20 protein-coding genes and 1 tRNA gene are annotated in these 25,190 nt (G+C 61.4%); 7 read left to right on the forward strand and 14 right to left on the reverse strand.

All coding sequences use genetic code 11. From position 1 onward, the window contains the following. The first annotated feature begins 335 nt into the window (after nt 1–335). On the forward strand, nt 336–1,418 hold the full coding sequence (locus ACH6CX_RS00850; protein ID WP_396674332.1) for an alkene reductase: 1,083 nt from the start codon (nt 336–338) through the stop codon (nt 1,416–1,418). A gap of 216 nt (nt 1,419–1,634) precedes the next feature. Here the strand turns inward: ACH6CX_RS00850 and ACH6CX_RS00855 are convergent, their stop codons facing one another. The 9 genes from ACH6CX_RS00855 to ACH6CX_RS00895 form a co-directional block, all read right to left on the reverse strand. Next, the gene (locus tag ACH6CX_RS00855) at nt 1,635–1,970 is read right to left on the reverse strand and encodes a TusE/DsrC/DsvC family sulfur relay protein (RefSeq protein ID WP_232942308.1); all 336 of its coding nucleotides are present in this window, start codon (nt 1,968–1,970) and stop codon (nt 1,635–1,637) included. Continuing rightward, on the reverse strand, nt 1,970–2,251 hold the full coding sequence (gene tusB / locus ACH6CX_RS00860) for a sulfurtransferase complex subunit TusB (protein WP_232942310.1): 282 nt from the start codon (nt 2,249–2,251) through the stop codon (nt 1,970–1,972). Before tusB ends, ACH6CX_RS00855 begins: the two co-directional genes overlap by 1 nt. A 3-nt stretch (nt 2,252–2,254) precedes the next feature. Beyond that, nucleotides 2,255–2,617 (reverse strand): sulfurtransferase complex subunit TusC, encoded by a 363-nt coding sequence (tusC, locus tag ACH6CX_RS00865; protein WP_232942312.1) that lies wholly within the window; start codon nt 2,615–2,617, stop codon nt 2,255–2,257. A gap of 10 nt (nt 2,618–2,627) precedes the next feature. After that, nucleotides 2,628–3,020, reverse strand: a complete 393-nt coding sequence (gene tusD, locus ACH6CX_RS00870) for a sulfurtransferase complex subunit TusD (RefSeq protein WP_232942314.1) — start codon at nt 3,018–3,020, stop codon at nt 2,628–2,630. A gap of 91 nt (nt 3,021–3,111) precedes the next feature. Beyond that, nucleotides 3,112–3,789, reverse strand: coding sequence for a Bax inhibitor-1/YccA family protein (locus tag ACH6CX_RS00875; RefSeq protein WP_237061406.1), 678 nt, complete (start codon nt 3,787–3,789; stop codon nt 3,112–3,114). 66 nt (nt 3,790–3,855) lie between these two features. Next, entirely contained in the window at nt 3,856–6,315 is a 2,460-nt protein-coding gene (locus tag ACH6CX_RS00880; RefSeq protein ID WP_396674336.1) for an endonuclease/exonuclease/phosphatase family protein, read from the reverse strand. Nucleotides 6,316–6,334: 19 nt separating this feature from the next. Further along, complete coding sequence (locus ACH6CX_RS00885) at nt 6,335–7,609, reverse strand: glycosyltransferase (protein ID WP_232942320.1); 1,275 nt, start codon at nt 7,607–7,609, stop codon at nt 6,335–6,337. Then, nucleotides 7,606–9,867: a hypothetical protein gene (locus tag ACH6CX_RS00890; RefSeq protein WP_396674338.1), complete on the reverse strand. Its 2,262-nt coding sequence runs from the start codon at nt 9,865–9,867 to the stop codon at nt 7,606–7,608. The genes ACH6CX_RS00885 and ACH6CX_RS00890 overlap by 4 nt, the downstream gene beginning before the upstream one ends. After that, on the reverse strand, nt 9,867–10,577 hold the full coding sequence (locus ACH6CX_RS00895; protein WP_237061415.1) for a TVP38/TMEM64 family protein: 711 nt from the start codon (nt 10,575–10,577) through the stop codon (nt 9,867–9,869). Before ACH6CX_RS00895 ends, ACH6CX_RS00890 begins: the two co-directional genes overlap by 1 nt. A gap of 221 nt (nt 10,578–10,798) precedes the next feature. Here ACH6CX_RS00895 and ACH6CX_RS00900 point away from each other — a divergent pair, with 221 nt between their 5' ends. Next, on the forward strand, nt 10,799–11,560 hold the full coding sequence (locus ACH6CX_RS00900; RefSeq protein ID WP_334078909.1) for a TorF family putative porin: 762 nt from the start codon (nt 10,799–10,801) through the stop codon (nt 11,558–11,560). A gap of 127 nt (nt 11,561–11,687) precedes the next feature. Then, nucleotides 11,688–13,151, forward strand: a complete 1,464-nt coding sequence (gene betB, locus ACH6CX_RS00905) for a betaine-aldehyde dehydrogenase (RefSeq protein ID WP_334078908.1) — start codon at nt 11,688–11,690, stop codon at nt 13,149–13,151. A 77-nt stretch (nt 13,152–13,228) separates the two neighbouring features. On the opposite strand, the gene betA is transcribed toward betB, so the two are convergent. From betA to rne, 4 genes are all read right to left on the reverse strand, one after another. Further along, nucleotides 13,229–14,938, reverse strand: coding sequence for a choline dehydrogenase (gene betA, locus ACH6CX_RS00910; RefSeq protein WP_334078907.1), 1,710 nt, complete (start codon nt 14,936–14,938; stop codon nt 13,229–13,231). Nucleotides 14,939–14,947: 9 nt separating this feature from the next. Continuing rightward, the gene (betT, locus tag ACH6CX_RS00915) at nt 14,948–17,014 is read right to left on the reverse strand and encodes a choline BCCT transporter BetT (RefSeq protein WP_334078906.1); all 2,067 of its coding nucleotides are present in this window, start codon (nt 17,012–17,014) and stop codon (nt 14,948–14,950) included. A 770-nt stretch (nt 17,015–17,784) separates the two neighbouring features. After that, nucleotides 17,785–17,872: transfer RNA gene (locus ACH6CX_RS00920), tRNA-Ser, on the reverse strand. A gap of 156 nt (nt 17,873–18,028) precedes the next feature. After that, nucleotides 18,029–21,199: a ribonuclease E gene (gene rne, locus ACH6CX_RS00925; protein ID WP_396674342.1), complete on the reverse strand. Its 3,171-nt coding sequence runs from the start codon at nt 21,197–21,199 to the stop codon at nt 18,029–18,031. A 770-nt stretch (nt 21,200–21,969) separates the two neighbouring features. Between rne and rluC the strand changes: the two genes are divergently transcribed. Further along, nucleotides 21,970–22,962: a 23S rRNA pseudouridine(955/2504/2580) synthase RluC gene (rluC, locus tag ACH6CX_RS00930; protein WP_334078904.1), complete on the forward strand. Its 993-nt coding sequence runs from the start codon at nt 21,970–21,972 to the stop codon at nt 22,960–22,962. Between the two features lie 39 nt (nt 22,963–23,001). Beyond that, nucleotides 23,002–23,646 carry an HAD family hydrolase gene (locus ACH6CX_RS00935; RefSeq protein WP_232942338.1) on the forward strand — a complete coding sequence of 215 codons (645 nt, stop codon included), beginning with the start codon at nt 23,002–23,004 and terminating at the stop codon, nt 23,644–23,646. A gap of 15 nt (nt 23,647–23,661) precedes the next feature. Here ACH6CX_RS00935 and ACH6CX_RS00940 read toward each other — a convergent pair whose 3' ends face one another. Beyond that, a complete protein-coding gene (locus ACH6CX_RS00940) occupies nt 23,662–24,270 on the reverse strand; it encodes a Maf family protein (RefSeq protein ID WP_396674344.1) in 609 nt (202 codons plus the stop codon). Between the two features lie 108 nt (nt 24,271–24,378). Between ACH6CX_RS00940 and ACH6CX_RS00945 the strand changes: the two genes are divergently transcribed. Further along, the gene (locus ACH6CX_RS00945; RefSeq protein WP_396674346.1) at nt 24,379–24,921 is read left to right on the forward strand and encodes a YceD family protein; all 543 of its coding nucleotides are present in this window, start codon (nt 24,379–24,381) and stop codon (nt 24,919–24,921) included. Nucleotides 24,922–24,996: 75 nt separating this feature from the next. Beyond that, the gene (gene rpmF / locus ACH6CX_RS00950) at nt 24,997–25,188 is read left to right on the forward strand and encodes a 50S ribosomal protein L32 (RefSeq protein WP_232942344.1); all 192 of its coding nucleotides are present in this window, start codon (nt 24,997–24,999) and stop codon (nt 25,186–25,188) included. The last annotated feature ends 2 nt before the right edge of the window (nt 25,189–25,190 follow it).

A 25,190-nucleotide genomic window follows, 5' to 3' on the forward strand; every position in this document is an offset into this window, starting at 1 on the left:
CCGCAATGCAATTGGACGATTCCTGCGGTCACCGTTCTGAAGCGGCAAAATAAAATCACCCATGGCTTTCACTGCTTACCACTGCAGCAGGCTCGATAAGCAGCTTTTCAGAGAGCATCCCAGTTGTAGAATTGAGCAATCATGGGGCAGGTTCCAGTTACCGAAAATTTCGCTCTATCGCCCACAATCCTTTTTTACCGTGAATACCTTCGATTGACCCGGTGAGCACTGCACCAGTGCTCTCCAGCACCGTTAAGGTCGAAGAAGTCTCTGTGCCACTCTGTCCCGAACAGGGCTTGGAGGGGCAGGGCGCATTATCGAGGATGAGAACAGATATGAGCGATCTCTTTACTCCCCTGAAACTTGGCGCCGTTGCGGCGGAAAACCGGGTCCTGATGGCGCCATTGACACGCTGCCGTGCCGATGCAGAGCATGTGCCTACGGACCTGATGGTGGAATACTACAGCCAGCGGGCCACTGCCGGCCTGATCATTGCGGAAGCCACCATGGCAATGGAGGGGGCTTCGGCGTTCTGGCGCGAGCCGGGCATCTACTCCGAAGCTCAGGTGACCGGATGGCGGAAGGTTACCGATGCCGTACACGCGAAGGGTGGCAAAATCTTTTTGCAGATCTGGCACGGTGGTCGCGCCTGTCATCCACTGCTAAACGACGACCGTGAGCCGGTCGCCCCAAGTGCATTGCCGATTACCAACGATGAAGTCCATACCCCGGCCGGTAAAAAGCCCTACACGGTCCCCCGTGAGCTGCGCGATGACGAGATTCCGGAAATTGTCGAGGGCTTTGCGATCGCCGCGGAGAATGCCAAACGCGCGGGGTTTGATGGCGTTGAAGTACACGGAGCCAACGGCTACCTGCTGGACGAATTCCTGCGCGATGGCGCGAATCTCCGGGAGGGGCCCTATGGTGGCCCGATTGAAAACCGCGCGCGCCTGCTGCTGGAAGTACTCGATGCCGTCTGTAACGTATGGGGCGCGGACCGGGTCGGGCTTCGCCTGTCGCCGCTGAACAGCTTCAACAGCATGAAAGACAGCGATCCTGTCGGCCTGGTCACCTGGCTGGCGCAGCGCCTGAATGAATATGGCCTCGCTTATCTGCACTTGATGCGTGCCGACTTTTTCGGTGAACAGCAGGCAGATGTGATATCGCCCGTGCGGGATCACTACCGTGGCAACCTGGTTGTTAATATGGGATACAGCGGTGTGGAGGCCGATGCCGTAATCGCCCGGGGCCAGGCGGATGCGGTGGCCTTTGGCGTGCCGTTTATCGCCAATCCGGACCTGCCCCGTCGCCTGCGCGAAGGCGCGGAGCTGAGTGAGGCGGATCCTTCGACTTTCTACACCCAGGGCGGGGAAGGCTATATCGACTATCCGGCGCTGGAAGAGCTGGTCGAGGCTTGATCGAGCCTGCGGGAGACAAGTGTCTCCCGCAGTTCCGGGGCATTTTGACGCTTGATGTTGTTGCCAATGATCAAGACACGCCCCGGTAACAGGGATGACGCTGTCCAGTGCATCCAGGTCCTGTGGGTACCCGGCGAACCAGGCCGGGAAGCCCTTGAGGAAGTTGCTAGCTTTCCGCACGCACAGCGCAAATTCGGGTATAGGGAGTAAGTCGCCTCAGAGGCAATTGGTGGGCTTGGGCAGGCCGGCGATCTTGCTGCCGAGCTTGGCCGGGCTCTCCGGGAACAGGCGCATCAGGTAGATGCTGCGGCCCTTGTCAGGACCCAGGTGCAGGGCCACATATTTCACCAGCGGTCGCATGGCGGGGGACAGTTCGAACTCCCGATAGAAGTCCTGTAGCAGGCGGATAACCTCCCAGTGCTCCCCGGTGAGCTCAATTCCCTCGGCCTGTGCCAGGGCCTCGGCCACAGCCGGGCTCCAGTCGTCCCGGTTGCGCAGGAAACCTTCCTTGTCCAGCGGGATATCCCGCCCCTCAATAGTTATCTTGCCCATCACTTGAACCAGCTGACGATTGGGTTGTGTTCGGTACACAGGGACACCCATTGGGCGTCGTCGATTGCCTCGATTTTACCAGGAATTGCCAGGCCACGTGCCCGCGCATCGGCGCCGAGGCAGTAAACCGGTTGTACCACTGGTGTATCGGTGAGGGCTCCGGCCAGGGCGTAAACCCCGTCCTCGATGAGCAGCAGGGCGTCCCCCTCGGCAAAAGCGGCAATGCAGTCCGCGAGCGCGGTGCTGGAATAGGGCGACTTGCTGACAATGTGCAGGGTCATGATTCAAAAACTCAGTACGGTGTCGTAGCCGGCGATCAGCCTGCCGGTGTCGGCTACGGGGTGCAGTGCTGGGCCATCCTTTGCCAGGTCATCCAGGGACAGGCCTCGTTGCGCCAGGCTGCGCTGGCAGACAAAGGCACGCTCGATATCAAAGATGGGTAGCGCCTGCAGGTTGCGTTGCAGGCTCTTCTGGTCGATCCCGGCCGGTTGCTGGCCGGGCACCAGCTGGAACACGCCATCCCCGCAGAACAGGAGGTCCGGAGCCTGTTCCAGCGCCGATGCTGCCAGCACGGCCTCCAGGCCCTCGCGGGCGAGGGCGTTGCCGTAGGGTGCCTGGCGGCACAGGGCGAGGGTTCGTCGGGCCATGGGGTTCTCCTCAGCTGCCGAATGTCACCAGGCGGTCGGAATGGGCTACCGCATCGGCCAGTTGTCCCAGTCCTGCCAGCACGAAGCCCTCGGCCAGGTTGGCGGCGGGCCGCTCCAGCCTCCTCGCCTCACTGTCGCTCAGCACCCCGCGCCGCTGGGCGGCGGCGATACAGATTACCAGGTCCAGGCCGTGCTCGGCCTGCAGGGCCTGCCAGGCGGGCAGCAAGTCGGGCTCATCCTGAGGTGGGGTGGCAAGGCTGCTGCCGTTGTGGACCCCGTCGCAGTAGAAAAACACCCGGTACAGCTCGTGCCCCTGGCCCAGCAGCGCCTGCGCAAAGCGCAGTGCACTGGCGGCAGACTGGCTTGAGTGTGGGGCGGCATAGACGGCGAGGGAGAATTTCATGGCAGCTCGGTTGGGGGTATCAGAAATGGCCGGATACAAAAGGCCCCGCTCAAAGCGGGGCCCCGTTGGAACTGTTCAGCCAGTGGCTGGATCAATCGTCGGAAGCGAAGCCGATGATGTGCAGCAGTGCGGTGAACAGGTTCAGGATATCCAGGTACAGGCGGGTGGTGGCCATCAGGTAGTTGGTTTCACCACCATTGATGATCGCACTGGTGTCATACAGGATGAAGCCTGAGAACAGCAGGGCGATAACACCGCTCAGTACCACACTGGCCAGGGGCATATGCACGCCGAAGAAGCCGGCAATCATCATGCCCAGGGCACATACGAGGACTGCGATCAGGCCCACGAACAGGAAGCCGCCCATAAAGCTGAAATCCTTGCGGGTGGTCAGCACGTAGGCGGACAGGGCAAAGAAGATCAGTGCGGTGGTACCCAGCGCCTGGGTGATCACCTGGGCCATGCCGGCGGCAACGTAATAGTTCAGCAGCGGTGCCAGAGAGGCCCCCAGCAGGCCGGTGAACGCAAATACCACGCCCACGCCTGCACCGGAATTGGCGGTGCGCGGCAGGACAAACCATACCAGCACAATCGCGGCGATGGAGCACATCAGCCCCATACCGCGGCCCATGCCCAGGGCCATGGCGACACCCGCGGTGAAGGCACTGAACAGCACGGTCATGGCGAGCAGTGCGTAGGTATTACGCAGCACCTTGGCCGATTCAGCGCGGTCCAGGGCGCCTGAGGGTGAATATACTTGCGGTTGCATTAGCTTCTCCTGCTATTGAACGATTGGCCAAATCATATAGGTGCTGGGTAGGACCATCAAGTTAGTTCACGCTTCTTCCGTCGCGGTGTCGCTGGCGCCCTTGTCGTCTCCCTGTCCGGGGAAGGCCAGGTCGGTCACCAGTGGCAGGTGATCCGACGCAACCTGCGTCAGTTCTGTACGCGGGACCAGTACCTTGGACACTTTCATGCGCCTGCCAATGAATATGTAGTCAATCCTTGCCCGGGACAGGCGGCTGGGAAAGGTTCCACGGGGACGGTGGTTGGCGAGGTGCACCTGGGCATCATGCAGGTGCTCTGTCAGGCGCTTGTGTTCCGCGGAATTGGGTAGGGCATTGAAGTCGCCCAGCAGCACCTTGTGCCCGGTGCATTCCGGGTGACCCAGCCAGTCCGGGCCCAGCAGCGCGTCCACCTGGCGCAGCCGCTCCGCCTTGCTGAGGCCCAGGTGCGTGTTAACGATCTGCACTTTCTCCCCGTTGTGGTCCACCTCTACCCAGACCGCCCCGCGGGGCTCGTCCACAGTGGGCAGGAGGGACAGGGGCGCTGCTTCCGGCGGGCCCGGCAATATATCCTTCTTGATCACTCGCATGGGCAGGCGGGACAGGATGGCATCGCCGTAGCGCTCCTCCTCCAGGTGGATCGCCGGGTGGAACTGGAAATCCATTTGCAGGTAGCGCGCGATCCGTTCCGCCTGGTCCTCGCCACCGCTGCGGGGACGGCTGACATCCAGCTCCTGTAATGCCACCACGTCCGGCTGGTAGCGGGCGATTACGCGGGCGATCCTGCGGGCCGAATACTTGCCGTCCATGCCCAGGCAACTGTGCACGTTGTAGGTCATCACCCGCAGGGTTTTCACCGCCTGTGGCCGGAGTACCGGTACCAGCGGGTAATAGTGATGCAGGAACTGCTGTGCGGCACGGCGGAGGTCCCCGGCACGCCAGTAGCCCTGGGAGGGGCGCCGGATATCCTTGGGCAACAGGGCAAAGGCATTGGTCTCATTGGGACCGGGGCCGCCGTGGCTGCCGTTTTCGACCGCGAAGGTCATGGGCTTTTCACCCGCGCACCAGCCACACATGATGAAGTCGCCGGCATCCGGGTGGTGACACAGGCGCGCCAGGTCGATGGCGGTCTGCTCAGCGAAGGGATGCTCGTCACCCATCAGGCGCAGGCCGTCCCGGGGCAACTCCACGGCGCCATCGCGCCACCAGCCATGCACCGGGGCATCGTCCTCGTCAGAAGCCCGGTACAGTACCAGCGGCACCGCTGCGCGCTCCACAATCATTCGCGCTATCTCGGCCCTGGGCGTGCCGTTGGTGCGCAGGTTGTAGAGCATGGCCACCGGTCCCAGCGCCGCCAGGGCCAGCGGAGGCTCGGAGGCCGATACGTCGGAGTCGTCCGGGGGAATGATTTTCTCGATCCACTCACTGCCGAACATGCGCGCGCGCTCCAGCTGCACCCCGCGGCGTCCGGTGCTGCGATAGCTGGCATTGTCTCCGGGAAGGTCGCGCAGTGATTCGGACAGGGCCTCACCGAGGCTGCGGCCATGGCGCACCTCGTAGGGTTCCGCCTGTTCCTGGCCGTGGTCGGAGAAGATCCACACATCGTACTGGCGCTTATCAGAGCGGTGTGCGGCCCGCCAGATTCGCGCGATGGCATCGTCGATACCCTTCAGCACCCAGTGGGCGAAAGCAGAATTGGGACCGCGCCGGTGTGATTGCTCGTCATACCCGAGCAGGTTGACGTAAATCACCGGCAGGCCCCGGGCGATATCAATCTTGACCCCGAAAGTGCACAGCTCGCGCATCAGTATGGTGACCGCCACACGGGTGGGAATAAACATCAGCTCGCGCCAGAAGTTCTCCCCGGCAAAAACACCGCGAATCGAGTCGATCACCGCGAGTACCAGTTCCACCAGCAGCAGTGCGCCGGTACGGACCAGGCCCCAGAGGTTACTCAGGATCAGCAGGACCACCGTGAGTGGGCCGGCCTCCCGCAGGGCCGGGCCCCAGCCACGGGACGCCGGGCAGAAGTGTGCCTCGCCGTCAGACGTGCCAGCCCGGAACAGGCTCAGGTAGCAGCTGCCATCTTTCAGCAACGGGTCGTCTACACGCGCCTCGAGTTTTTCCTCCACGGCGCAGGCGGCATCGGGATCGTACATACGCACCAGCTGCTGGGTGTCGCGCATCATAAAGCCGAATGCGGGCACAATTGCGCGCACGCCATAAAAGAGCTCCGCCTGTACGGCGGGAGTGGTTGAGGGCACGCCGGGAAACAGGTGATCGAGCTGGTAGTGTTCCTTGCGAATCAGTTTCTGCACGAAGGGCATTCTTTTTCTGGCGAGCGCCTTCTGCAGCTGCGGGTAGGCCAGTCCGTCTACCTGGATCAGGATCAGGCCGTGGTCACTGGGATGGCTGTCGCTGGTGGGGAGTTTGAGCAGCCGGGCCATCCAGGCGCTGCGGCTGAAGCGGCGGCGCAGGCGGCGCAGGGCTGTCTCGATACGGCTCATCATAGGCAATAAAAACCTGGCACTAGCGGCGCGGCGGCTGGCCGAAGGCGGCACCTGCGGCACTGGTTACGCCTTCGAGAATATCCCACTGGGCGGCGATGAGGTTGCGCAGCCGCATCCACTGGTCGTAAACGGAGTCGTCGAGGGACCAGCTTTTTTTCAGCAGTGGCTGGTAGAGGTCGAGGGCCCGGCTCGCGCAGCGGTCCATGGAAAATCCCCGGGCGGTTTCCAGGGCCCCCGCACACAGCTGCCGGCGATCGTCGGCCCCGCGACTGTGGAGCCAATCGATGGCCCGGCGGAATTCCTCCCGGTTTTCGGCCATTACCAGGCGCCCGTTGATGCCATCGCGAACCACCTCGCGGGTGCCGTTGGCATCCAGAGCGACTACCGGCACCGAGGCTGCCATGGCCTCGGTCAGGACCATGCCCTGGGTTTCGCTAGTGGAGGCGAAGACGAAGGTGTCCATCGCGGCATAGGCATCGCGTTGGCGTTCACCCTGCAGGGTTCCGGGCATATGGAGCCTGTCGGCCATACCGCGGGCACTGAACAGGTTTTCGATGACTGTACTGCTTGGACCACTGCCCACCAGCAGGAAATGGCTGTCCGCATGTGCCTGCATAAAGTCTGCAACCGCTGCTGCGGTGAACTCGAGGTTCTTCTCCGCCGCAAGCCTGCCCAGGTGGCCGACTACGAAAGCCCCGGCCGGTATGCCCAGTTCGGACCGTATGCTCGCGCCGTTACCTGGCAGGTACTGCTCTTCCTGCAGGCCCGTGGGCATCTCCTCGATCCGGGTTGTAACACCCCGCTCGCGCAGAATGTGCGCAATGCTCTCGCTGGGTGCGAAAACCAGGCTTGCCAGGTTTGCGTAACGGGTTCCCAGCTCGATCACAAATCGCTTGAGGGCCTGGGAATCCGCCGGCACATAATGGGTGTAGCGCTCGTACAGGGTGTGATGGGTAAACACCAGGGGAAGCCCGCGGGAGCGGGCAATCCTCACCGCTGTCATGCCCAGCAGGAAAGGGTGGTGAGAGTGGACGATATCCGGCTGGAAGTCGTCCAGGCGCTCGCTCAGGTGGCCGGAGAAGGGCAGGGCCACGGAAAAGTCGCTGCCATTGAAATTCTGGATGGCGTGGATGCGTATTACATCCTGTTCACCTTTGATGTACTGGGAAAACTCCGGTGCGACGATCAATACCCGGTGCCCGCGCGCCCGGTACTCTGCGGCAAATGCCGCTACCGAGCGCGCCACGCCGCCTACATGGGGCAGGTAGGTATTGGTGAGCATGACAATGTTCACTGGGCGGTGAGCTCCACTTCCTGGGAGCCGGGCGCTACCCTGGCGGGGGCAAACCCCAGCGCCCGGACTTCGATCGGGGGCTCTTCACCGTGCCATTCGGCCATCCAGCTGACCCGCGGGACAATACCGGGTATCACCTCGACAGTAATGCGTCCGAAGCGTGTTGGTGCGGGCCCGAAACGGACCGGCGCAGTGGCGGTCTGGTCGCTCAGCCACTCGGGGGGCAGGCCGGAAACAAGCACCAGTGTGTCTCCCTCCTCGCGCACAAAACAGTTGCGCTGCATTGCCACCCACTCGGCTGCGGCCCAGGCGTGCTGGCCGTCGCCCATACAGCCGCCCAGCGAGTGCGGGTGGATGGCTTCGGGCCACTGGCCAGTCGGGGACGCAAGCTGGGCGACATTGCGCATCAGCTCCACACAACGGGCATCGCCGGCGCGCAACAGGACCTGGGCGATATGCAGGGTGAGGTAGGCATTAATGCCGGAATGGATCATATCCTGGAAAAAGCCGCCGCTGACAAAGCACTTTTCCATCAGGAATTCCGCCAGGTCGAGCAGTCGGGGGTCCTCCGCTGGGTAGAGTGAGAGCGGGTAGCCGGCGGCGATGGAGCCGATGGCGCCAGGGTCGAGTCGCCGGTTGGGCGACGCCGGCATCGCCGGGCGGCCGAGTCGCTCGGCAGCTGCGGCCAGGCTGTCATCGATGGTTTTTTGGAAATCCTTCGCCTGGGCGGCAAAGCGGGTGCTGTCGTTGTGAAGCCCCTCGCGCTCGCACATGTCGGCGGCGGCATGCAAGCCGCCCACGCCCCAGAAATCATCCCAGTAATAGCAGTCATTTGGACCCAGGTGCTCGGCACTGAAGCCTGCGGGCAGCAGTCCACCGCAACGGCTTCCATCTTTGGGCAGGCGCTTGTCGTCGATCCAGCTGGCCCCGCGCAGCACGGCGTCCCTCCAGCCGGGCTTGAGCCGCCGGTTTGTAAGCTGGCAGAAGAGATCGAAGATCCACAGCGCCTCGCCGTTGGAGTCCCACTCACCATCCTGGGAATGGAAAAAGCCATCCCGTTTCTGCCGGTGCGGGAACTGGTCCAGGGCCCGCTCGGCCCGGTCCACGAGGCCGGCATACAGCAGGGACTGGATCATGAATGCCGCGTCCCGGAACCAGAAGCGCTTGTAGGTATAGGGGCCGGGGTAAACATCCTTGGGTGAGTGCAGGATCAGCGTGCGGATGGCGGCGTCGTAAAGGAATTGCATCTTCTGGTCCGGCACCACCATTGCGCAGTGGTTGGCCAGGGTCTCACCCCAGTTGCCGGGTTTAGTGGCGGCGGGGCTGCCAGACCGGCTCACCGGGTCAGGTTCCAGCGGAATTTTCACCTGTACATCGAGGGGCTTACCGGGCTCGATGCGGAACATGGCGGCGGCCGTCGCCATGCCCACTTCGCACTCACCATGGGTGCGGCCGCCCTCATCGTGCAGGTGCAGGTAGATATCACCATGGTGGTAGTCCGAAGCCAGGTGTCGTTCCAGGGCACGATCGAACTCGACAGCGAATTTTTTCTCAATCAGCCATTTGCGCCGGTCATTATCCAGCCGCACCTTGTGGACGAAACTCACCCCTTCCGGGTTATAGGGACGCAGCGCCACTACCAGCCAGCCGCCGGCGCCGCTCTCTGCCTGGAGGTCGAGGAGGCACTGGTTGTCGCCGTTGGAACTTTCCACCATGGCGTGGTTGCGCAGGTGCATATCAGCATGGCTGGACTCGGTCAGGACGCTGATGTTGTCGCCCAGCAACAGCTCCTGGCGGCACTGTTCCAGCCGCGAGGGTATCAATTGTTCACCGCTCTCGCTGACCACCCATGTGTCGATTGACCAGCCGTCGTAGTGGGGGGTCAGCAGCCCGCGCGGATCCACCAGTGGCATTTCCTCGTAGTCCGGCAGGCCCACGGCGGTCCAGTTCCGGTGACTCAGGTTGCAGTGCGTAATGGAAAACGCGCGGGGTATGAATGATTGGTCCAGCGGGTCGAACTGGCGTTCGACCCAGTAGGGCCAGACCCAGTCCAGGTTATGCTGGATTACCTTGCTGTTGATCAGTGCGCGGGCATGGAAGATCACCCCGGCACGCAATAGCTCGATCGGTTCAGCTACCTCTGACGGTTGGGCAAAACGCTGCAGGTGCGCCATGACTGACAGCGGGTCTAGAAAGCCGTGGGAGGTGGCAAATTTGCGGACAAAGAAACGCCAGGGCAGCCATTTCATCCAGGGCATTACAGATCCTCCCGTTCGATTTTCTGTGCGAGGGCGCGCCTTGCAATACGGGTGATGCCGATCAGCGCCACGACCGCCAGTACAAAGCCGATACCATATAGTGTCCACTCTACCGGCGTGCGCTCCGACTCCATCGCTCCCAGTGTGGCCAGGTCCGAAGCGATGGAGCCGACATATACATTGTGAACGGTCAACGGGATGATGCCGATGGAGTTACCAATGACAAAATCCCTTAACCGCACTGGCGTCAAACCGAAAAAATAGTTTGACAGCTTGAAAGGGAAAAGAGGCACCAGCCGGGTTAGCATTACCAGGCGCCAGCCCTCATCCTTGATCACCTCCCCCAGGTGGGGTGGCTTCACATGTGACATCAGCCACCTTGATGGCCGTGGGCCAAACAGGTAGCGGGCGATCAGGAAGGCAATGGTGGCGCCGAGGACGGTACCCACGACTACCAGTACGGTTCCCTTGATTACGCCGAAAACAAATCCCGCTCCCATGGTGAATATCACGCCCGGGGCCAGCACCACGATGGCCAGTGCAATGACCAGGATGAAGAGCAGGCTGGCCTGCCAGCCACGGCTCTCCATCCACTGCAGCAGCTCAATCAGCCGGTCGTCCAGGTCAAAGTAAAAAAGCAGCCCAAGGCCAATCCCCACCCCGATGGTGCAGAGCACGATGATCCAGACGGGTGCGTACTTGACTGCCATAGGTTCGCTCAAAAAGGATTACGGAAGAACAACTTTCGCGCTCTTCCACATAAGCCTAGCCAAGTGACGGCTGTTTTGTTGGCAGCAATATCCCGCCTGGAGCTGAAAAAAGAGGAGGGCGTCGCCAGTTCCTTGAAAAATTGCCTCCTTTGCCTATATGTAGCCTACCTGCCAGAGAAAGGCGTTCCCGCATGACGGCAGGCATATCAAGGAAGACACGCATGCATCTCTCAACAGGCCGCAATTTACTCGTTTCGGTAGCCCTGATCGCAGCGCTGCTGCCGCTGGCGTCCTTCGCCCAGGAGCCTGAAGAGGAGGAAAGTGAAGAGCCCTCCTTTGGCACCTTCGGTGGTAGTGCCATGCTTGCCAGTGACTACATGTTCCGGAGCATTTCGAACTCCAACCTGCGGCCACAGGTCCAGGCGGATATGAACTGGTCCCACGATGCGGGTTTTTACCTGGGTGTGTGGGCCTCCAATACCGACTTTGGTGGCGCCGGAAACAGCATGGAGCTGGATCCCTATGTGGGCATGGCCGGTAATTTCGGCGAAAGCAACTTCAGTTACGACATCGGCTATTGGTCGTACAACTATCCCGGCTCCGAGTTCTCTCTGAACTACGGGGAAGTTTATGTCTATGTCACCTGGACATTGGATGATTTCTCCATTACCCCCAGTGTCTGGTACGCGGACAACTATTTTGGTGAAGACTTCCTCGATGAGGTTTCGGCCCTGGCGTATGAGGTGACCCTCGCTTACCAGCTTCCCGATAACTTTTCCGCGTCTGTGCGGGTGGGTGAGCAGACATTCGAGTCTGCATTTGACAACCTTAATTATGTCTACTACGACCTGGGCATGGATTATACGATCGAGGACTGGACGATGGACCTGCGCTGGTATGACACGGACGGCGTAGACCCATTCCTCGCCAATCCCAAACTGGCTGATGGCGAATGGGTATTTAGTATCACCCGCAGCTTCTAGTCGGCCCTGTTATCGGCACAGGACTCCTGGCCCGGATGGCCCAGGGTACGCCGGCCTGTTGCCGGCAATTCCTGTTTACTCTCCTAAACTCTTCACATGAAACTACTCTGGCCTCCGGGAGCAGCCAATGTCGGATTCCAATGATCGCCTACTCTGGATTCATGGTGAATATGTCGCCCCTGTCGAGGGGGAATTTTTCGATACCCTAAACCCGGCCACCGGTGAGGTGATCTGCAGGGTCGCGCAGGCCGGCGAGTCGGATGTTGACCGTGCTGTGGAGTCTGCACGGAAGGGGCAGGCCGAATGGGCGGCCATGAGTGGCGCAGAGCGGGGCAGGGTGCTGGTGGAGACCGCGAACCTGCTGCGAGAACACTGCGACGAGCTTGCCCGCCTGGAGTCGCTCGATGGCGGCAAGCCGATCGCGGAAACCCCGGAGGCGGATGTCGGCTCTGCAGCAGACTGCCTGGAGTATTTCGGCGGGCAGGCGGCGTCGCTGCATGGCGAGTACCAGTCTGTGCCCGGAGGCTTTTTCTATACCCGGCCAGAACCCCTGGGCATCTGTGCCGGTATAGGTGCCTGGAATTACCCGATCCAGATCGCAGCCTGGAAATCGGCGCCGGCACTGGCAGCGGGAAACGCGATGGTATTCAAGCCGGCTGAGCTAACGCCGCTGTCAGCCCTGCGGCTTGCTGAGCTGTTCAAGCAGGCGGGACTGCCTGACGGTGTCTTCAATGTGGTACAGGGCTTTGCCGAGACCGGCAAGGCGCTGACCGCACATCCGGGCATTGCCAAGGTTTCGCTGACCGGTGAAGTGGGCACCGGCAAGGCGGTAATGCGCGCAGCCGCTGACTCACTCAAGGCGGTGACCCTGGAGCTGGGCGGCAAGTCGCCATTGATCGTGTTTGACGATGCCGACCTGGACAACGCTGTAGGTGCCGCGCTGCTGGGTAACTTCTACACGCAGGGACAGATCTGTACCAACAGTACCCGTGTTTTTGTGCAGGAATCCATCCACGATGCGTTTGTGGAGAAGCTGCTGGAGCGCACCGGGAAAATGCGAGTCGGCGATCCCCTGGATCCTGCAACAGACGTTGGGCCCATGGTCAGTGCCGAGCATATGGAAGGCGTGCTGGCCTATATGGAGAAAGGCAAGGAAGAGGGCGGCAAGCTGCTGATAGGTGGCGGCCGGGCAAAGGTGGATGGGCTGGAGAATGGCAATTTTGTCGAACCGACCGTTTTTGACGGCCTTAACGATGACATGACGATTGTACGGGAGGAGATCTTCGGGCCGGTGCTGTCACTGCTCAGCTTCTCCAGCGAGGAAGAAGTGTTGCAGAGGGCCAACAATACCGAGTTTGGCCTGGCCGGGGGAGTCTTTACCCGCGACATCCAGCGGGGACACCGTGTGGCCGCGGCCCTGGATGCGGGTATTGTATGGATCAATCATTACAACCTGACCCCGGTGGAGATGCCATTCGGGGGGTTCAAGCAATCCGGCATTGGCAAGGAAAACAGTCGCCGTGCATTCGAACATTACACCCGGCTGAAAACAGTGTATGTCGCGGAAGGGGACGTGGAAGCACCATACTGAATATCAGCGCGTTGCCGGGGCCCGTCCTATTGCACTGGCCGGCCCCGGTGCCCTGTACCAGCGATCAACCAGGGCGATCAGCCAGAGTTTTTATCGAGCGCGCGGTCGGCACTCCCCTCCCGCTGGCTGTCCTCCCAACCCTCTGCAAAATAGCTGTCGGCCCTGGATGGGGCCAGCATACCCTTGCCGCGGATATGGTCCGCGCCTTTCTCACCAATCATGATAGTTGGCGCATTCAGGTTGCCGTTGGTTACTGTTGGCATGATGGATGAGTCCACCACCCTCAGGTTTTCCACACCGTGCACCCGGCATTCGGGATCTACCACGGCCATCTCGTCCGTGCCCATGCGGCAGCTCCCCGCCGGGTGATAAGCGGTTTCCGCGGTCTCGGCCAGCCAGTTATCGATCTCGTCATCGGATTGCACATCCGGGCCGGGTGAAACCTCGTCACCACGATAGGGGTCCATCGCTGGCTGGGCGAAGATCTCGCGGGTAAACCGCAGGCCGGCCCGGAATGCCTGCTTGTCCTCTTCGCGGGCAAAGTAGTTGAAGACCATCTCCGGTGCCTGCCTGGGGTCTGCGGATTTGAGCTTGACCCAGCCGCGGCTGAGTGGCTTGTTACAGCCCAGGTGTGCCTGGAAACCATGCCCCTTGACTGCACTGGAGCCATCATAGGCGATGGCGCCGGCGAGAAAGTGGTACTGGATATCGGGATACTTGAGGCCGGCACGACTGCGGATATAGCCGTTGGACTCGAATTGATTGGAAGTACCCAGCCCGCGCTTGAATAGCAGCCAGTTGATACCAATCCAAGCCTTGGAAAGCGGACCCAGCGAGCCGTTGAGTGTGATGTTCTGCTTGCAGCGTTGCTGCACCCAGACCTCCAGGTGGTCGTGCAGGTTCTGGCCCACGCCCGGCAGGTCGTGCACCACGTCAATACCATGTTCCTTGAGATGTTCTGCCGGACCGATACCCGAAAGCATCAGTAATTTGGGCGAGTTGAAGGCACTGGCAGAGAGGATCACCTCGCGGTTGGCACGGGCGCGGAATGTCTTGCCGCCCTGCTGGTACTCCACGCCGATTGCCTTCTTGCCATCCATGATCACCCGGGTGGTGAGGGCGTGCATTTTGAGCTCAAGGTTACTGCGGCTTAAGGCCGGCTTCAGGTAGCCCAGGGCTGTTGAGCAGCGCACGCCGTCGCGCACGCTCATGTCCATGCGCCCGAATCCTTCCTGGCGGTAACCGTTATAGTCCTCGGTATAGCCGTATCCCGCCTGTTTGCCGGCCTCGATAAAGGCGCGATACAGGGGGTTCTTCATGTTATTACCGTTACAGGCGGTTATCGGGCCCTTGTCGCCACGGTACTCGTCAGCGCCATAGACGCAGTCTTCCGAGCGGCGGAAATAGGGCAGCACATCGGCATAGCCCCAGCCCTCGGCGCCGTGCTCTACCCACTCGTCGAAGTCGCCCTTGCATCCACGGACAAAGGCCATGCCATTGATCGAGGAGGAACCACCGATCACCTTGCCCCGGGCCTGGTGGATACGCCGCCCGTGAAGGCCGGGCTCAGGCTCGGTGTAAAACTCCCAGTCATACTTGGGCATATTGAGGGGTATCGAGAAGGCAGACGGCATGCGGATAAAGATGGAGTTATCCTTGCCGCCATACTCCAGCAGTAACACACTGGTATCGCTGTCCTCGGTGAGCCGGGTTGCGACCACGGCGCCCGCCGAGCCGGCGCCGACGACGATGTAGTCAAAGGTCTGGTCGAACTTCTTTTCTGTCATCACTTTCCCCTAGGCCGGACCTGGCTCACCCTCTTCACCGGGTGTACGGTTTGCCAGTTCCCGCTTCATGTGGAGGTATTGCATATGGGCGGTGAACTGGTCGACGATATCGCCAATCATCTGCTCTTTTGAATAGCCCATCAGGTCGTATGTCAGGCCGCCGACCCGCAGGTGTGGTTCAAGGCGGTAGTAACTGGAGCGTGGTTTTTCCGCCCGCATGGTAAACGCCGGCATCGAGCACTGGCGTGGCCAGATCTGGTAGGTGAAGTCGACTTCATCACCCATGTCCACATCCAGTGACAGGTGCAACTCATCGCCACTCCCGCCCGAAATACGCACCGGGTGCCCGCGCTCCTCAAGCTCTTCCTTGACGGCCTCGAACGCGGGCTTCGCGGTCCGTTCAATAAACTGCTCTACCTGCTTGAGGGTGGGGAAGCTGATGGCCCGGGAGAGCCGCTGTGTCCAGTTGGTCGCCCCCTCACCCGCGACGGTACGGCCCGAAAGGTGTCCTGCCAGCACGTCCTGCATACTCTCGGATTTCAGGCTCTCGAGGCGCAGCGCCTTGTTGAGGCCCATCATCATCATGATCAACACAAATGCGAATGGCAGGCCCATGATCACTACTGCGCTCTGCAGGGCTGCCAGCCCGTCGGTCATCAGTAGCGCTACAGTAACGATACCAATGATTGCGGCCCAGAGGATCCGCATCCATGGGGGGGCGTCGTGGTTCGGGTCGGCGAGCCGGCAGGTCAGGTTGGAGAGTACCAGTGACCCGGAGTCACCTGAAGTGACAAAGAAAACGATTGAGAGAATAGTGACTGCGATGGTGGTCAGCATGGTCCACGGCATCTGTTCCAGGAACAGGTAGATGGCAGACCCGGGCTTCTCAATTGCCTGGGCGCCAAACTCGGTGGCCCCGCCCAGCACCATGTCAATCGCGGAGTTACCCATGATTGCCATCCACGCGGCCATGAACAGGAAGGGCAGGATCAGGGTGCCGGCGACAAACGAGCGGATGGTGCGGCCCCGGGAAATTCGTGCCAGGAACAGGCCGACAAACGGGCCCCAGGCAATCCACCAGGCCCAGAAGAAGATGGTCCAGGCATTCAACCAGTCCTGCGGCGGGTCGAAGGCAAAAGTATTGAATGAAAGCTCGATAAAGTTCTGGATGTAGTCGCCCATATTGGTAACAAAGGCGTCCAGCAGGAAGCGCGTCTGGCCACTGAACAGCACGAACAGCATCAGGATGATGGCCAGCAACATATTGAATTCCGACAGGCGGCGAATGCCGCGTTCCACCCCGGTGGCTGCAGAGATTGCCGCAAACACAACAATCAGGATGGCCAGGACCGACTGGGTGAACGTGCCCTCCGGTACGCCGAACATGTACTTGAGACCGAAGTTAAGCTGGATGATACCAATGCCCAGGCTGGTGGCGACGCCGAACACGGTACCCAGTACGGCGGCGATATCCACGGCATGCCCGATTGGTCCGTATATCCGGTTGCCAAACAGGGGGTAAAGCGAGGAGCGGATTGTCAGGGGCAGTCCATGGCGGTAACTGAAAAACGCCAGTGACATCCCCACCAGCGTGTACACGCCCCAGCCGGACAGGCCCCAGTGCAGGAAAGTGATGGCCATGGCATTGCGAGCGGCTTCCTCGGTCCCGCCTTCACCGACAGGAGGCGTCATAAACTGCGTTACCGGCTCCACAATACAGTAGAAAATCAGGTCAATGCCGATACCGGCGGCGAAGAGCATTGCGGCCCAGGTGACAACATTGAATTCCGGCTCTGCATGATCCGGCCCCAGCTTGATATCACCATACTTGGATACGGCGATAAAAATAACGAAGACCAGGTACGCCACCACGGCCAGGAAGTAGAACCAGCCGAAACTGCCGGAGATCCATGCCAGCACACCGTAAATTACGTTGCTGGCCTGTTCCGTGAAGATCATCGCCCAGAGTGAGAACAGGAAGATACCGATGACCGAGCTCAGAAACACGAGCCACTTGATCTTTGCTTCTTCAGCTGTCGCCTTTGAGGACGCCTCGGAGGACTTGGGATCGTGCATATACGCTACTCGCGATATTGGGTGACATGAGGATAGACCATGCCCGCTTGGCGAGAGGGCATGGGAATAGGGTACAAACTTACTTTATAGACGATGGCGGGAGTATTTCATTACAGGATGTGGGCTCTGGGGTGCCTGATGGTTCCCTGCCCGCGGAAGTGGCGTGAATATGGGCCGGGAGTGGGCGGCTTCGCTGGCTGTGCAGTGGCCTCGAAAAATTCGCTCGGGACTGTGTCCTGTCGTCGTGAACTTCGGTGCCCCAGTTTGCGAGACAAGTTGGTCGGGTCGAACGAGGGGCCTCATCCAGATCTACCCCGCCACCATATAAAAAACACGGCATGAAGCCGGGTTTCTTTATATGGCGGTGGGGCAGGGATGCGCTTCGCTTCTCTCGCGGCTCTCTGGGCGTCGCCCTCCGAGTCGAACGGGGTTCTCATCCAGATCTACCCCAGCACCACACAAAAAAGCCCGGCATAAAGCCGGGCTCTTTTGTATGGCGGTGGGGCAGGGATGCGCTTCGCTTCTCTCGCGGCTCTCCGGGCTGGCGCCCTCCGAGTCGAAGGGGATTCTCATCCAGAACTACCCCAGCACCACACAAAAAAGCCCGGCATAAAGCCGGGCTCTTTTGTATGGCGGTGGGGCAGGGATGAGCTCGCTGCGCTCACTGGTCTCCGCGGGCTTGCGCCCGCTCCGGCTCGAACGGGGGCTCTCATCCAGATCTACCCCGCCACCATATAAAAAAACCCGGCATGAAGCCGGGTTTCTTTATATGGCGGTGGGGCAGGGATTCGAACCCTGGGACCTGTTACAGTCAACGGTTTTCAAGACCGCCGCTTTCGACCACTCAGCCACCCCACCAGATTGTCCGGCGCATTATACCGACGTGGTTGTCGGGTACAAGGGCGTGGATAATTTTTTTAAGTAGTTCAATAAGTTAGCTGTATTTTTGAGCAATTTCGGCGCCTGGCGCGAGTGACGTTGGAGGCCCGTGGCGGGCACGGGCCTCCTGTCTGCTTAGCTCGCCTGGGCTGAACCGTCGTCGTTCGCCTGGCTTCCTTCCCGGGCAACACGTGGGTCGTTGGCCGGGCGGGCGATGGTGCGGGGCTTGTGCTCAATAGCGGCCGGGGTGGACGTGTCCAGCGGCTGCTTGAGTCCCATATCGCGCTGCTCCGTTACGATCGCCAGTGTACCCAGCGGTTTCGGGTTCACGCGCGGATCGTTGCTGGCTCGAGCGGGCGTAGCACCGGTCGGGGCTGCCTGCTTCGGCTCAGCTGCAACCGGGGCTGCTGTGGGTGCTTCAGCAGCCGGCTCCTCTGGCTGCTCTGCAGCTGCGGGTGCCGGTGCCTCAGCAGCTTCTTGAGCCACTGCTTCCGGTTGCTGGACCTCTGCCGCCGATTCGGCAGCTTCCTCAGGCTCGGGCTGCGCAGGTGCCATTGCGGCTGCTTCAGGCGCTTCGGCTTGCGCGGTATCGGCACGCGGCGCTTTGGCGGCTTCCTCTTCGGCAGTGACCTCGGCAGTGGTGACCTTGCTCTCGGCTTCCGGAGCCTTGGCGGGCGCACCTGCAGTTTCCTGCTCGGCAGTTGCCGGGCTCGGCGCTGGAGCCTCCTGTGGGCGCTGCTCGTCCCTGTCGCCACTGGGCTCAGCGGCTTTCGCGGAGCGCTCCGCCTCCTCGCCGGAATCCTTGCGTGCTTCCCGCTGGCGACGGGGTTTCCGCTCGACCTTTTCTTCCGCGGCCTCGCCCTCGGCTTTACCTTTGCCCTTGTCGCTCTCGGACTTGGAAGTCTCTTCCGCCCGGGCTTCCTTCGACTTCCGGGGCTGGCGCTCTGCCTTCGGCTCACGCTTGCCTTCCGTAGCGGCCTCCGGCTTCTGGCCGGCAGCAGCCTCTACAGTGGCCTGCTGTTGCTTGTCGGCAGATTTCTTGGCTTCGCCCTCGGCTTCGTCAATGGCTTCATTGACTTCACGATCCAGCTCTTCCTGGCTCTGGGCTACGGCAGCTGCTGCCTTGTTTTCACCGCGGCGACCGCGACGACGGGGCTGGGGCCGGCCGCGCACATTGCCGGGGCGGCGTGCGGGACGTTCCTGGCCTTCGGTTTCAGCTGTAGTCTCGGGAGCTTCTACCGCTTCCTCTACCGTTGCCTTCTCGGCGGTCTGCTGCTGGCCTTCCTCGCGACGGCGGCGACCTTCACCACCGCGACGGCGGCGGCGGCGACGCTGCGGACGCTCGGCGCCCTGGGCCTCATCACGCTTGGCTGTTTCGGGCCTTTCCTCGCGCTTCTCTTCGCGCTTTTCCTGGCGTTTACCTTCACGTTTTTCAGCCTGCTTCTCGGGCTGCTTTTCCTCGCGGCGGGAGTCGTCGCGACGGCGACCACCACGGCTGGAGCGGCCCCCACGGTTACCGCGCTGGCTGCCACCGCGGCCGCGTTTCTGGTAGTTCTTGCCGCCGCCCTTGGTCTTCTTGTGCTTCTTGGTCTTGTCCTCTTCCTCACCACCGGAGAAGAGGGCGGAGATCGCGCTGATCAGGCGTGCGACCAGGCCCGGCTCTGCCTTTTTGGCGGGAGCTGCCGGCTTCTCGGTGGGCGTGGGCGCAGGTGCGGTGTGGGCAATCTGCTGAACCGCCGGTTGGGCCGGGGCGCGAGCCGGTTCCTCTTCCTTGTCCGGTGCCTCTTCCAGAGTGCCGGCAATCTTGTAGGAGGTCTCCAGCGTCGCAGTTTCGTCGTCGCGCAGGCGCTGCACCTCGAAATGCGGGGTTTCCAGGTCGGCGTTGGGTACTACCACCACGCGGGTGTTATTGCGCGATTCGATCTGGGAGATCGCCTTTCGCTTTTCGTTCAGCAGGTAGGTGGCGACATTGACCGGGCAGATCGCGCGAATCTCGGCACTGCGCTCTTTCTTGGCCTCTTCCTCCACCAGGCGCAGGATGGACAGCGCCAGGGACTTGGTGCCACGAATGGTGCCCTGGCCGCTACAGCGCGGGCAGACACGGAAAGTGGTTTCACCCAGGGACGGGCGCAGGCGCTGGCGAGACATCTCCAGCAGGCCGAAGCGGGAGATGCGGCCGATCTGGACACGTGCCCGGTCCATGCTCAGTGCCTTCTCCATACGCTTCTCGACTTCGCGCTGGTTGGACTTGTTCTGCATGTCGATGAAGTCGATCACCACCAGGCCGCCCATATCCCGCAAACGCAGCTGGCGGGCGATTTCGTCCGCGGCTTCCAGGTTGATAGAGCGTGCGGTCTCCTCAATGTCGCCGCCCTTGGTGGCGCGGGAGGAGTTGATGTCGATGGAAATCAGGGCCTCGGTCACGTCGATAACGATGGAACCGCCGGAGGGCAGCTTCACTTCGCGCTCGAAGGCGGTCTCGATCTGGCTCTCGATCTGGTAACGGTTGAAGAGCGGGATTGCGTCTTCGTAGTACTTCACCTTGTTGCTGTAGTGGGGCATTACCTGGCGCGCGAATTCGGCGGCCAGCTGGTAAGCACCCTTGTCATCAACGATGACTTCACCGATATCGTCACGCATGTAATCGCGGATCGCGCGGATAATGACGTTGCTTTCCTGGAACAGGAAGTGGGGCGCCTTGGTTTCATCTGCTTCAGTCTTGATTGCTTCCCACAGCTGCAGCAGGTAGTTGAGATCCCACTGGAGTTCCTCACCGCTGCGGCCAACGCCGGCAGTACGGACGATAATGCCCATACCGGAGGGGACTTCCACGCTGGAGAGGGCGTCGCGCAGCTCGGAGCGCTCGTCACCCTCGATGCGGCGGGAGATGCCGCCGGCGCGGGGATTGTTCGGCATCAGGACCAGGTAGCGGCCCGCCAGGCTGATGAAAGTCGTGAGGGCGGCACCCTTGTTGCCGCGCTCCTCTTTGTCCACCTGGACAATGACTTCCATGCCTTCCTTGACCACATCCTTGATCTTGATGCGGCCTTCGATGTCTTTGGGCTGCTTTACGAAGTATTCGCGGGAGATTTCTTTCAAGGGCAGGAAGCCATGGCGCTCCTCGCCATAGTCGACGAAGGCAGCTTCCAGGGAGGGCTCGACGCGGGTGATCTTGCCCTTGTAGATATTGGCTTTTTTCTGCTGGCGGGTGCGGTTTTCGATATCCAGGTCGTACAGCCACTGGCCGTCGACCAGGGCTACGCGCAACTCTTCAGGTTGAGTTGCGTTGATCAGCATTCTCTTCATGCGTGTCTTGTATCCTTGCGTTGCGCAAAGGGGACACACTGGGGTCGCAGGCTTGTTGTCAGGTGCGATGCAGAACCGTCCGCATAGCGTCGCAGGGTACAGGGGTGCGCCTCTGCCGCAGGGGCAGGGTGGCGATGACCCGCTGGTCTCACTGCCGTACCTCGGGCCACACGCAATTGGCTGTGCAGCCTTCGGACCTCCGGTGCTGTAATGCGCACCGCCCGCCGGGCCGCGGGGATTTCCGCTACCGGCAGGACCGCCCTGTAGCTGGTGTGTCACACGCTAACCGGGCGGCGGGGATAACTTTTGTCGTCTGGCTCTGTTGTTTCCGGCTTGTGGCCGGGCCCCTTCATTTCTGTATTTGTGTCGCCCGGGCATGCCTGGTCTTCATATGCTGCCCGGTGGGCCAGTTCGATCGCTGGCCAGCTGAAACAGAGCGGGACGTAAAGTGTCCTGAGTCTTTCTTCAAGCGCTGCGGGCCTCAGCCCGTCTTACCTTCGCGATAAATGCCCGCCGGTCAGGCGGGGGTCAAAAGCCGACGAGGTGCCCGATACATTCTGGTAGTGGGGCTTGCCTCATCGACAGAGTTTTGTTGATGTCGCGGTTGTCCGCGCACCGGCCGATTGGCGGTATTTTCTCTTGAGCGATGCCTGAGCCCACAACTACGGGAGCCGCGCATCGCCGAAAACCAGCCCAATTCAGGCTGCCCGAATATAGCATGGCCCGGATGTTGCTTCAATTGCGGTCGCTCTGCGGCTATCATGCGCCCCATGCGAAGTAATGACCCCTCCGGCAAGGCCAACCCGGCCACCGATTCCACCAGTGCAGGCTCTCCTGGCGTCCGGTTCCTGACAGTTCCGCCCGACCTTGCGGGCCAGCGTATCGACAACTTCCTGCAGGCGCGCCTGAAGGGGGTGCCGCGCTCCCGCATCTACCGGATCCTGCGCAAGGGCGAGGTGCGCGTAAACAAGGGGCGGGTAAAGGCGGAATACCGGCTGCAGGCGGGTGACCAGGTGCGCGTGCCGCCGATCCGGACCGCCGAGCAGGCCCCGCCCGCCGTGGCCGGGGAGTCCCTGCGGAGCCTCGTGGAGCAATCCATACTTTATGATGAAAAGGGCCTGATGGTGATCAACAAGCCGTCCGGCCTTGCGGTACACGGTGGCAGCGGTGTGCGCCTGGGCCTGATTGAGGTCCTGCGGCAGATGTTTCCGCAGAGCCCCTTTATCGAGCTGGTTCACCGGCTGGACCGGGATACCAGTGGCGCCATTATGGTGGCGCGCAAGCGCTCGGTCCTGCAGCACGTGCAGGCGGAGCTCCGTGCCGGCCGGGTGGGCAAGTCGTACCTGGCGCTGGCCTGTGGTAAATGGCCGCGTGGGCGCAAGCTGGTGGAAGCACCGTTGCGCAAGAATACCCTCAAGAGCGGCGAGCGCATGGTGTCGGTGGCTGCGGATGGCAAGCCGTCCCAGACGCGCTTCCAGGTGCTGGAGCGATTTGCCGGGGCGACCCTGGTGTCTGCGGAGCCGGTCACGGGGCGCACTCACCAGATTCGTGTACACGCGCAATTTGTCGGTTGCCCGCTGGCGGGGGACTCCAAGTACACGCCGGATGAGGATAATCGCCGATTCCGGGAGCTGGGCCTGAAGCGCCTGTTCCTGCACTCGGCGAGCGTGTCCTGCTCCCTGCCTGGTGGGGAGTCGGTAAAAGTTGAAGCTCCGCTTTCCGGGGAGTTGGAGGCGGTGTTGGCGACACTGCGCCGGGACTGACCCGGCAGTTGGCTAAAAGATGTAGAGCAGGTGACGGGAATGCTGGTAATTCTGGACTGGGACGGGACTGTCTGTAACTCCGCAGAGCGGATCGTGCTGTGTATGCAGCGGGCGGCCGAGCGTGCCGGCCTGCCGGTTCTCGCCCCGGAGGCGATTGGCAATATTATTGGCCTGGGCCTGCCGGAGGCGCTGGCGGCGCTGTTCCCCGAGGCTGACAGCGGGCAGCGCCAGCAGATGCGCGAGTTTTACTCGGAAGAGTGGCTTGCTGCCCGTGGCGAGCCGCTCCCCCTGTTCGATGGCGTGCTGCCGACCCTGGACAGGCTGCTGGGCAGTGGTCACCACCTGGCGGTGGCGACCGGGAAAAGTCGTCGGGGCCTGGATCGCGAACTCGGTGAGCGCGGCCTTCACGATCTGTTTCGCTCCAGTCGCTGTGCCGATGAAACGGCCTCCAAGCCGGACCCGCGGATGCTACAGGAAATCCTGCAAGAGACCGGTTGCCGGGCGGAAGAGGCGGTGATGGTGGGAGATACCGTCTATGACCTCGAGATGGCGGCGGCCCTGCAGATGCCGTCCATCGGGGTCAGCTATGGGGTGCATGAGCCCGAGCGCCTCCAGGCCTGGAAGCCCCGCGCCATTATCGATCATTTCTCAGAATTATTGCGCTGGCCGCCCCTCGTACCCTGAATTCCGGCGCCATGGTTACTCCCCTGTGGGGGCTTCAGGGCCGGAGAGTGGGTCGATGCCAAACTCCCCCAGCAATTTAATTAGTCGAATTAATGGAAGGCCAATCAGGCTGTTGTAGTCTGACCCTTCCATTTTTTCGAATAGTGCTATCCCCAGACCTTCCGCCTTAAACGAACCGGCGCAATCCAGCGGTTGTTCGCGCTCTACGTAGCTGCGGATTTGCTCCTGCGACAGGTTGCGGAAGGTTACGGTGAAGGCTTCCACTTCGGTCAGCTGGCGGCCGCTGCCTGGTTCCAGCAGGCTGACGCCGGTGTGGAAGGTCACGCGGCGGCCGCTACAGGCGGTGAGCTGGGCGATGGCGTTATCGCCGGTGCCGGGCTTGCCCAGCAGGGTGCCGGCGCACTCGGCCACCTGGTCCGAGCCGATGATCAGTCCGCGGGGGTAGCGGCCGGCAAGGGCGCTGGCTTTCTCTGCTGCCAGCCGGGCGGCGAGCGCGGCTGCAGTCTCTTCCGGCAGTGCTGCTTCATTTATATGGGGCGAGGCGCTTTCGAAAGGCAGTTGGAGTTGTTGGAGCAGGGCGCGCCGGTAAGGTGAGCTGGAGGCTAGAATCAGGGAGTGGGGCATGGCTTTGGTTGGTCCTTGCATGGCTGCCGGAGTCGGTTTGCAGTCCGGATATTGGGCGGACTGAATTGTTTTGACAAGGGTGGGGCGAGTCCATAGAATTGCGCGCTTATGTCGATACCCCCCTCTAAATCAGAGCTGCCGCGCCGCCTGGACGCACGCAAGCTGGCGCAGCGAGAGCAGAAGCTTTCGGGCACGGTTCCCCTGGCCCAGTTGGAGCGACTGAAGGCAGCGGTGGAGTCTGTGGAAGAGGGTGTGCAGGCAGACCTGGAGTTCGCCAGGGACCTGCACGGTCACTTTACCGTAACCGGGCATCTGCACGGCGCGGTCACGCTGCTTTGCCAGCGCTGCCTGCAGCCCATGCCGGTGCCGGTGGAGGGAGAGTTCCATTGGGGGATTGTCTGGTCCGAGGAGCGGGGCAAGGCGCTGCCCAAGGACCTCGACCCGGTCATACAGGACAGTGACGAACTGGAACTGTATGAAGTGTTGGAAGATGAGATTTTGCTCAACCTGCCGATGGTGGCTTACCACGATGAGGAGTGTGTCGCCAGCGAGCACTTCCACGCTGGTGAAGAGTCAGCGGGGGAGGATGAGCAGCGTGAAAACCCCTTTAAAGTGCTGGAACAGTTGAAGGGTTCGTCGGGTAAGTCGTAACAGGCTCCCGCCGAGTTTGGGCTCGCCGGTAGGCGCCCCGGTTCCAGTGTAACTTGTTGATTTTAGGAGCAAGCCATGGCTGTTCAACAAAACAAAAAGACCCGTTCCCGTCGCGGTATGCGTCGTTCACACGACGCCCTGGACTCTGGTGCGGCTCTTTCCGTCGACCCGACTACCGGTGAGAAGCACCGTCGTCACCACGTGACCAAAGACGGCTTTTACCGTGGTCGCAAGGTGATTGATGTCGGCGGCTCTGAAGAAGAGTAAGT

Origin of the sequence: Microbulbifer sp. JSM ZJ756, assembly GCF_044383805.1 — a bacterium.
GTDB lineage: Bacteria > Pseudomonadota > Gammaproteobacteria > Pseudomonadales > Cellvibrionaceae > Microbulbifer > Microbulbifer zhoushanensis.

Excerpts from the sequence above, each read along its gene's own strand:
- ACH6CX_RS00850 (WP_396674332.1), top strand. The coding sequence starts at position 336 with ATGAGCGATCTCTTTACTCCCCTGAAACTTGGCGCCGTTGCGGCGGAA.
- ACH6CX_RS00855 (WP_232942308.1), bottom strand. The coding sequence starts at position 1,970 with ATGGGCAAGATAACTATTGAGGGGCGGGATATCCCGCTGGACAAGGAA.
- tusB (WP_232942310.1), bottom strand. The coding sequence starts at position 2,251 with ATGACCCTGCACATTGTCAGCAAGTCGCCCTATTCCAGCACCGCGCTC.
- tusC (WP_232942312.1), bottom strand. The coding sequence starts at position 2,617 with ATGGCCCGACGAACCCTCGCCCTGTGCCGCCAGGCACCCTACGGCAAC.
- tusD (WP_232942314.1), bottom strand. The coding sequence starts at position 3,020 with ATGAAATTCTCCCTCGCCGTCTATGCCGCCCCACACTCAAGCCAGTCT.
- ACH6CX_RS00875 (WP_237061406.1), bottom strand. The coding sequence starts at position 3,789 with ATGCAACCGCAAGTATATTCACCCTCAGGCGCCCTGGACCGCGCTGAA.
- ACH6CX_RS00880 (WP_396674336.1), bottom strand. The coding sequence starts at position 6,315 with ATGATGAGCCGTATCGAGACAGCCCTGCGCCGCCTGCGCCGCCGCTTC.
- ACH6CX_RS00890 (WP_396674338.1), bottom strand. The coding sequence starts at position 9,867 with ATGCCCTGGATGAAATGGCTGCCCTGGCGTTTCTTTGTCCGCAAATTT.
- ACH6CX_RS00895 (WP_237061415.1), bottom strand. The coding sequence starts at position 10,577 with ATGGCAGTCAAGTACGCACCCGTCTGGATCATCGTGCTCTGCACCATC.
- ACH6CX_RS00900 (WP_334078909.1), top strand. The coding sequence starts at position 10,799 with ATGCATCTCTCAACAGGCCGCAATTTACTCGTTTCGGTAGCCCTGATC.
- betB (WP_334078908.1), top strand. The coding sequence starts at position 11,688 with ATGTCGGATTCCAATGATCGCCTACTCTGGATTCATGGTGAATATGTC.
- betA (WP_334078907.1), bottom strand. The coding sequence starts at position 14,938 with ATGACAGAAAAGAAGTTCGACCAGACCTTTGACTACATCGTCGTCGGC.
- betT (WP_334078906.1), bottom strand. The coding sequence starts at position 17,014 with ATGCACGATCCCAAGTCCTCCGAGGCGTCCTCAAAGGCGACAGCTGAA.
- rne (WP_396674342.1), bottom strand. The coding sequence starts at position 21,199 with ATGAAGAGAATGCTGATCAACGCAACTCAACCTGAAGAGTTGCGCGTA.
- rluC (WP_334078904.1), top strand. The coding sequence starts at position 21,970 with ATGCGAAGTAATGACCCCTCCGGCAAGGCCAACCCGGCCACCGATTCC.
- ACH6CX_RS00935 (WP_232942338.1), top strand. The coding sequence starts at position 23,002 with ATGCTGGTAATTCTGGACTGGGACGGGACTGTCTGTAACTCCGCAGAG.
- ACH6CX_RS00940 (WP_396674344.1), bottom strand. The coding sequence starts at position 24,270 with ATGCCCCACTCCCTGATTCTAGCCTCCAGCTCACCTTACCGGCGCGCC.
- ACH6CX_RS00945 (WP_396674346.1), top strand. The coding sequence starts at position 24,379 with ATGTCGATACCCCCCTCTAAATCAGAGCTGCCGCGCCGCCTGGACGCA.
- rpmF (WP_232942344.1), top strand. The coding sequence starts at position 24,997 with ATGGCTGTTCAACAAAACAAAAAGACCCGTTCCCGTCGCGGTATGCGT.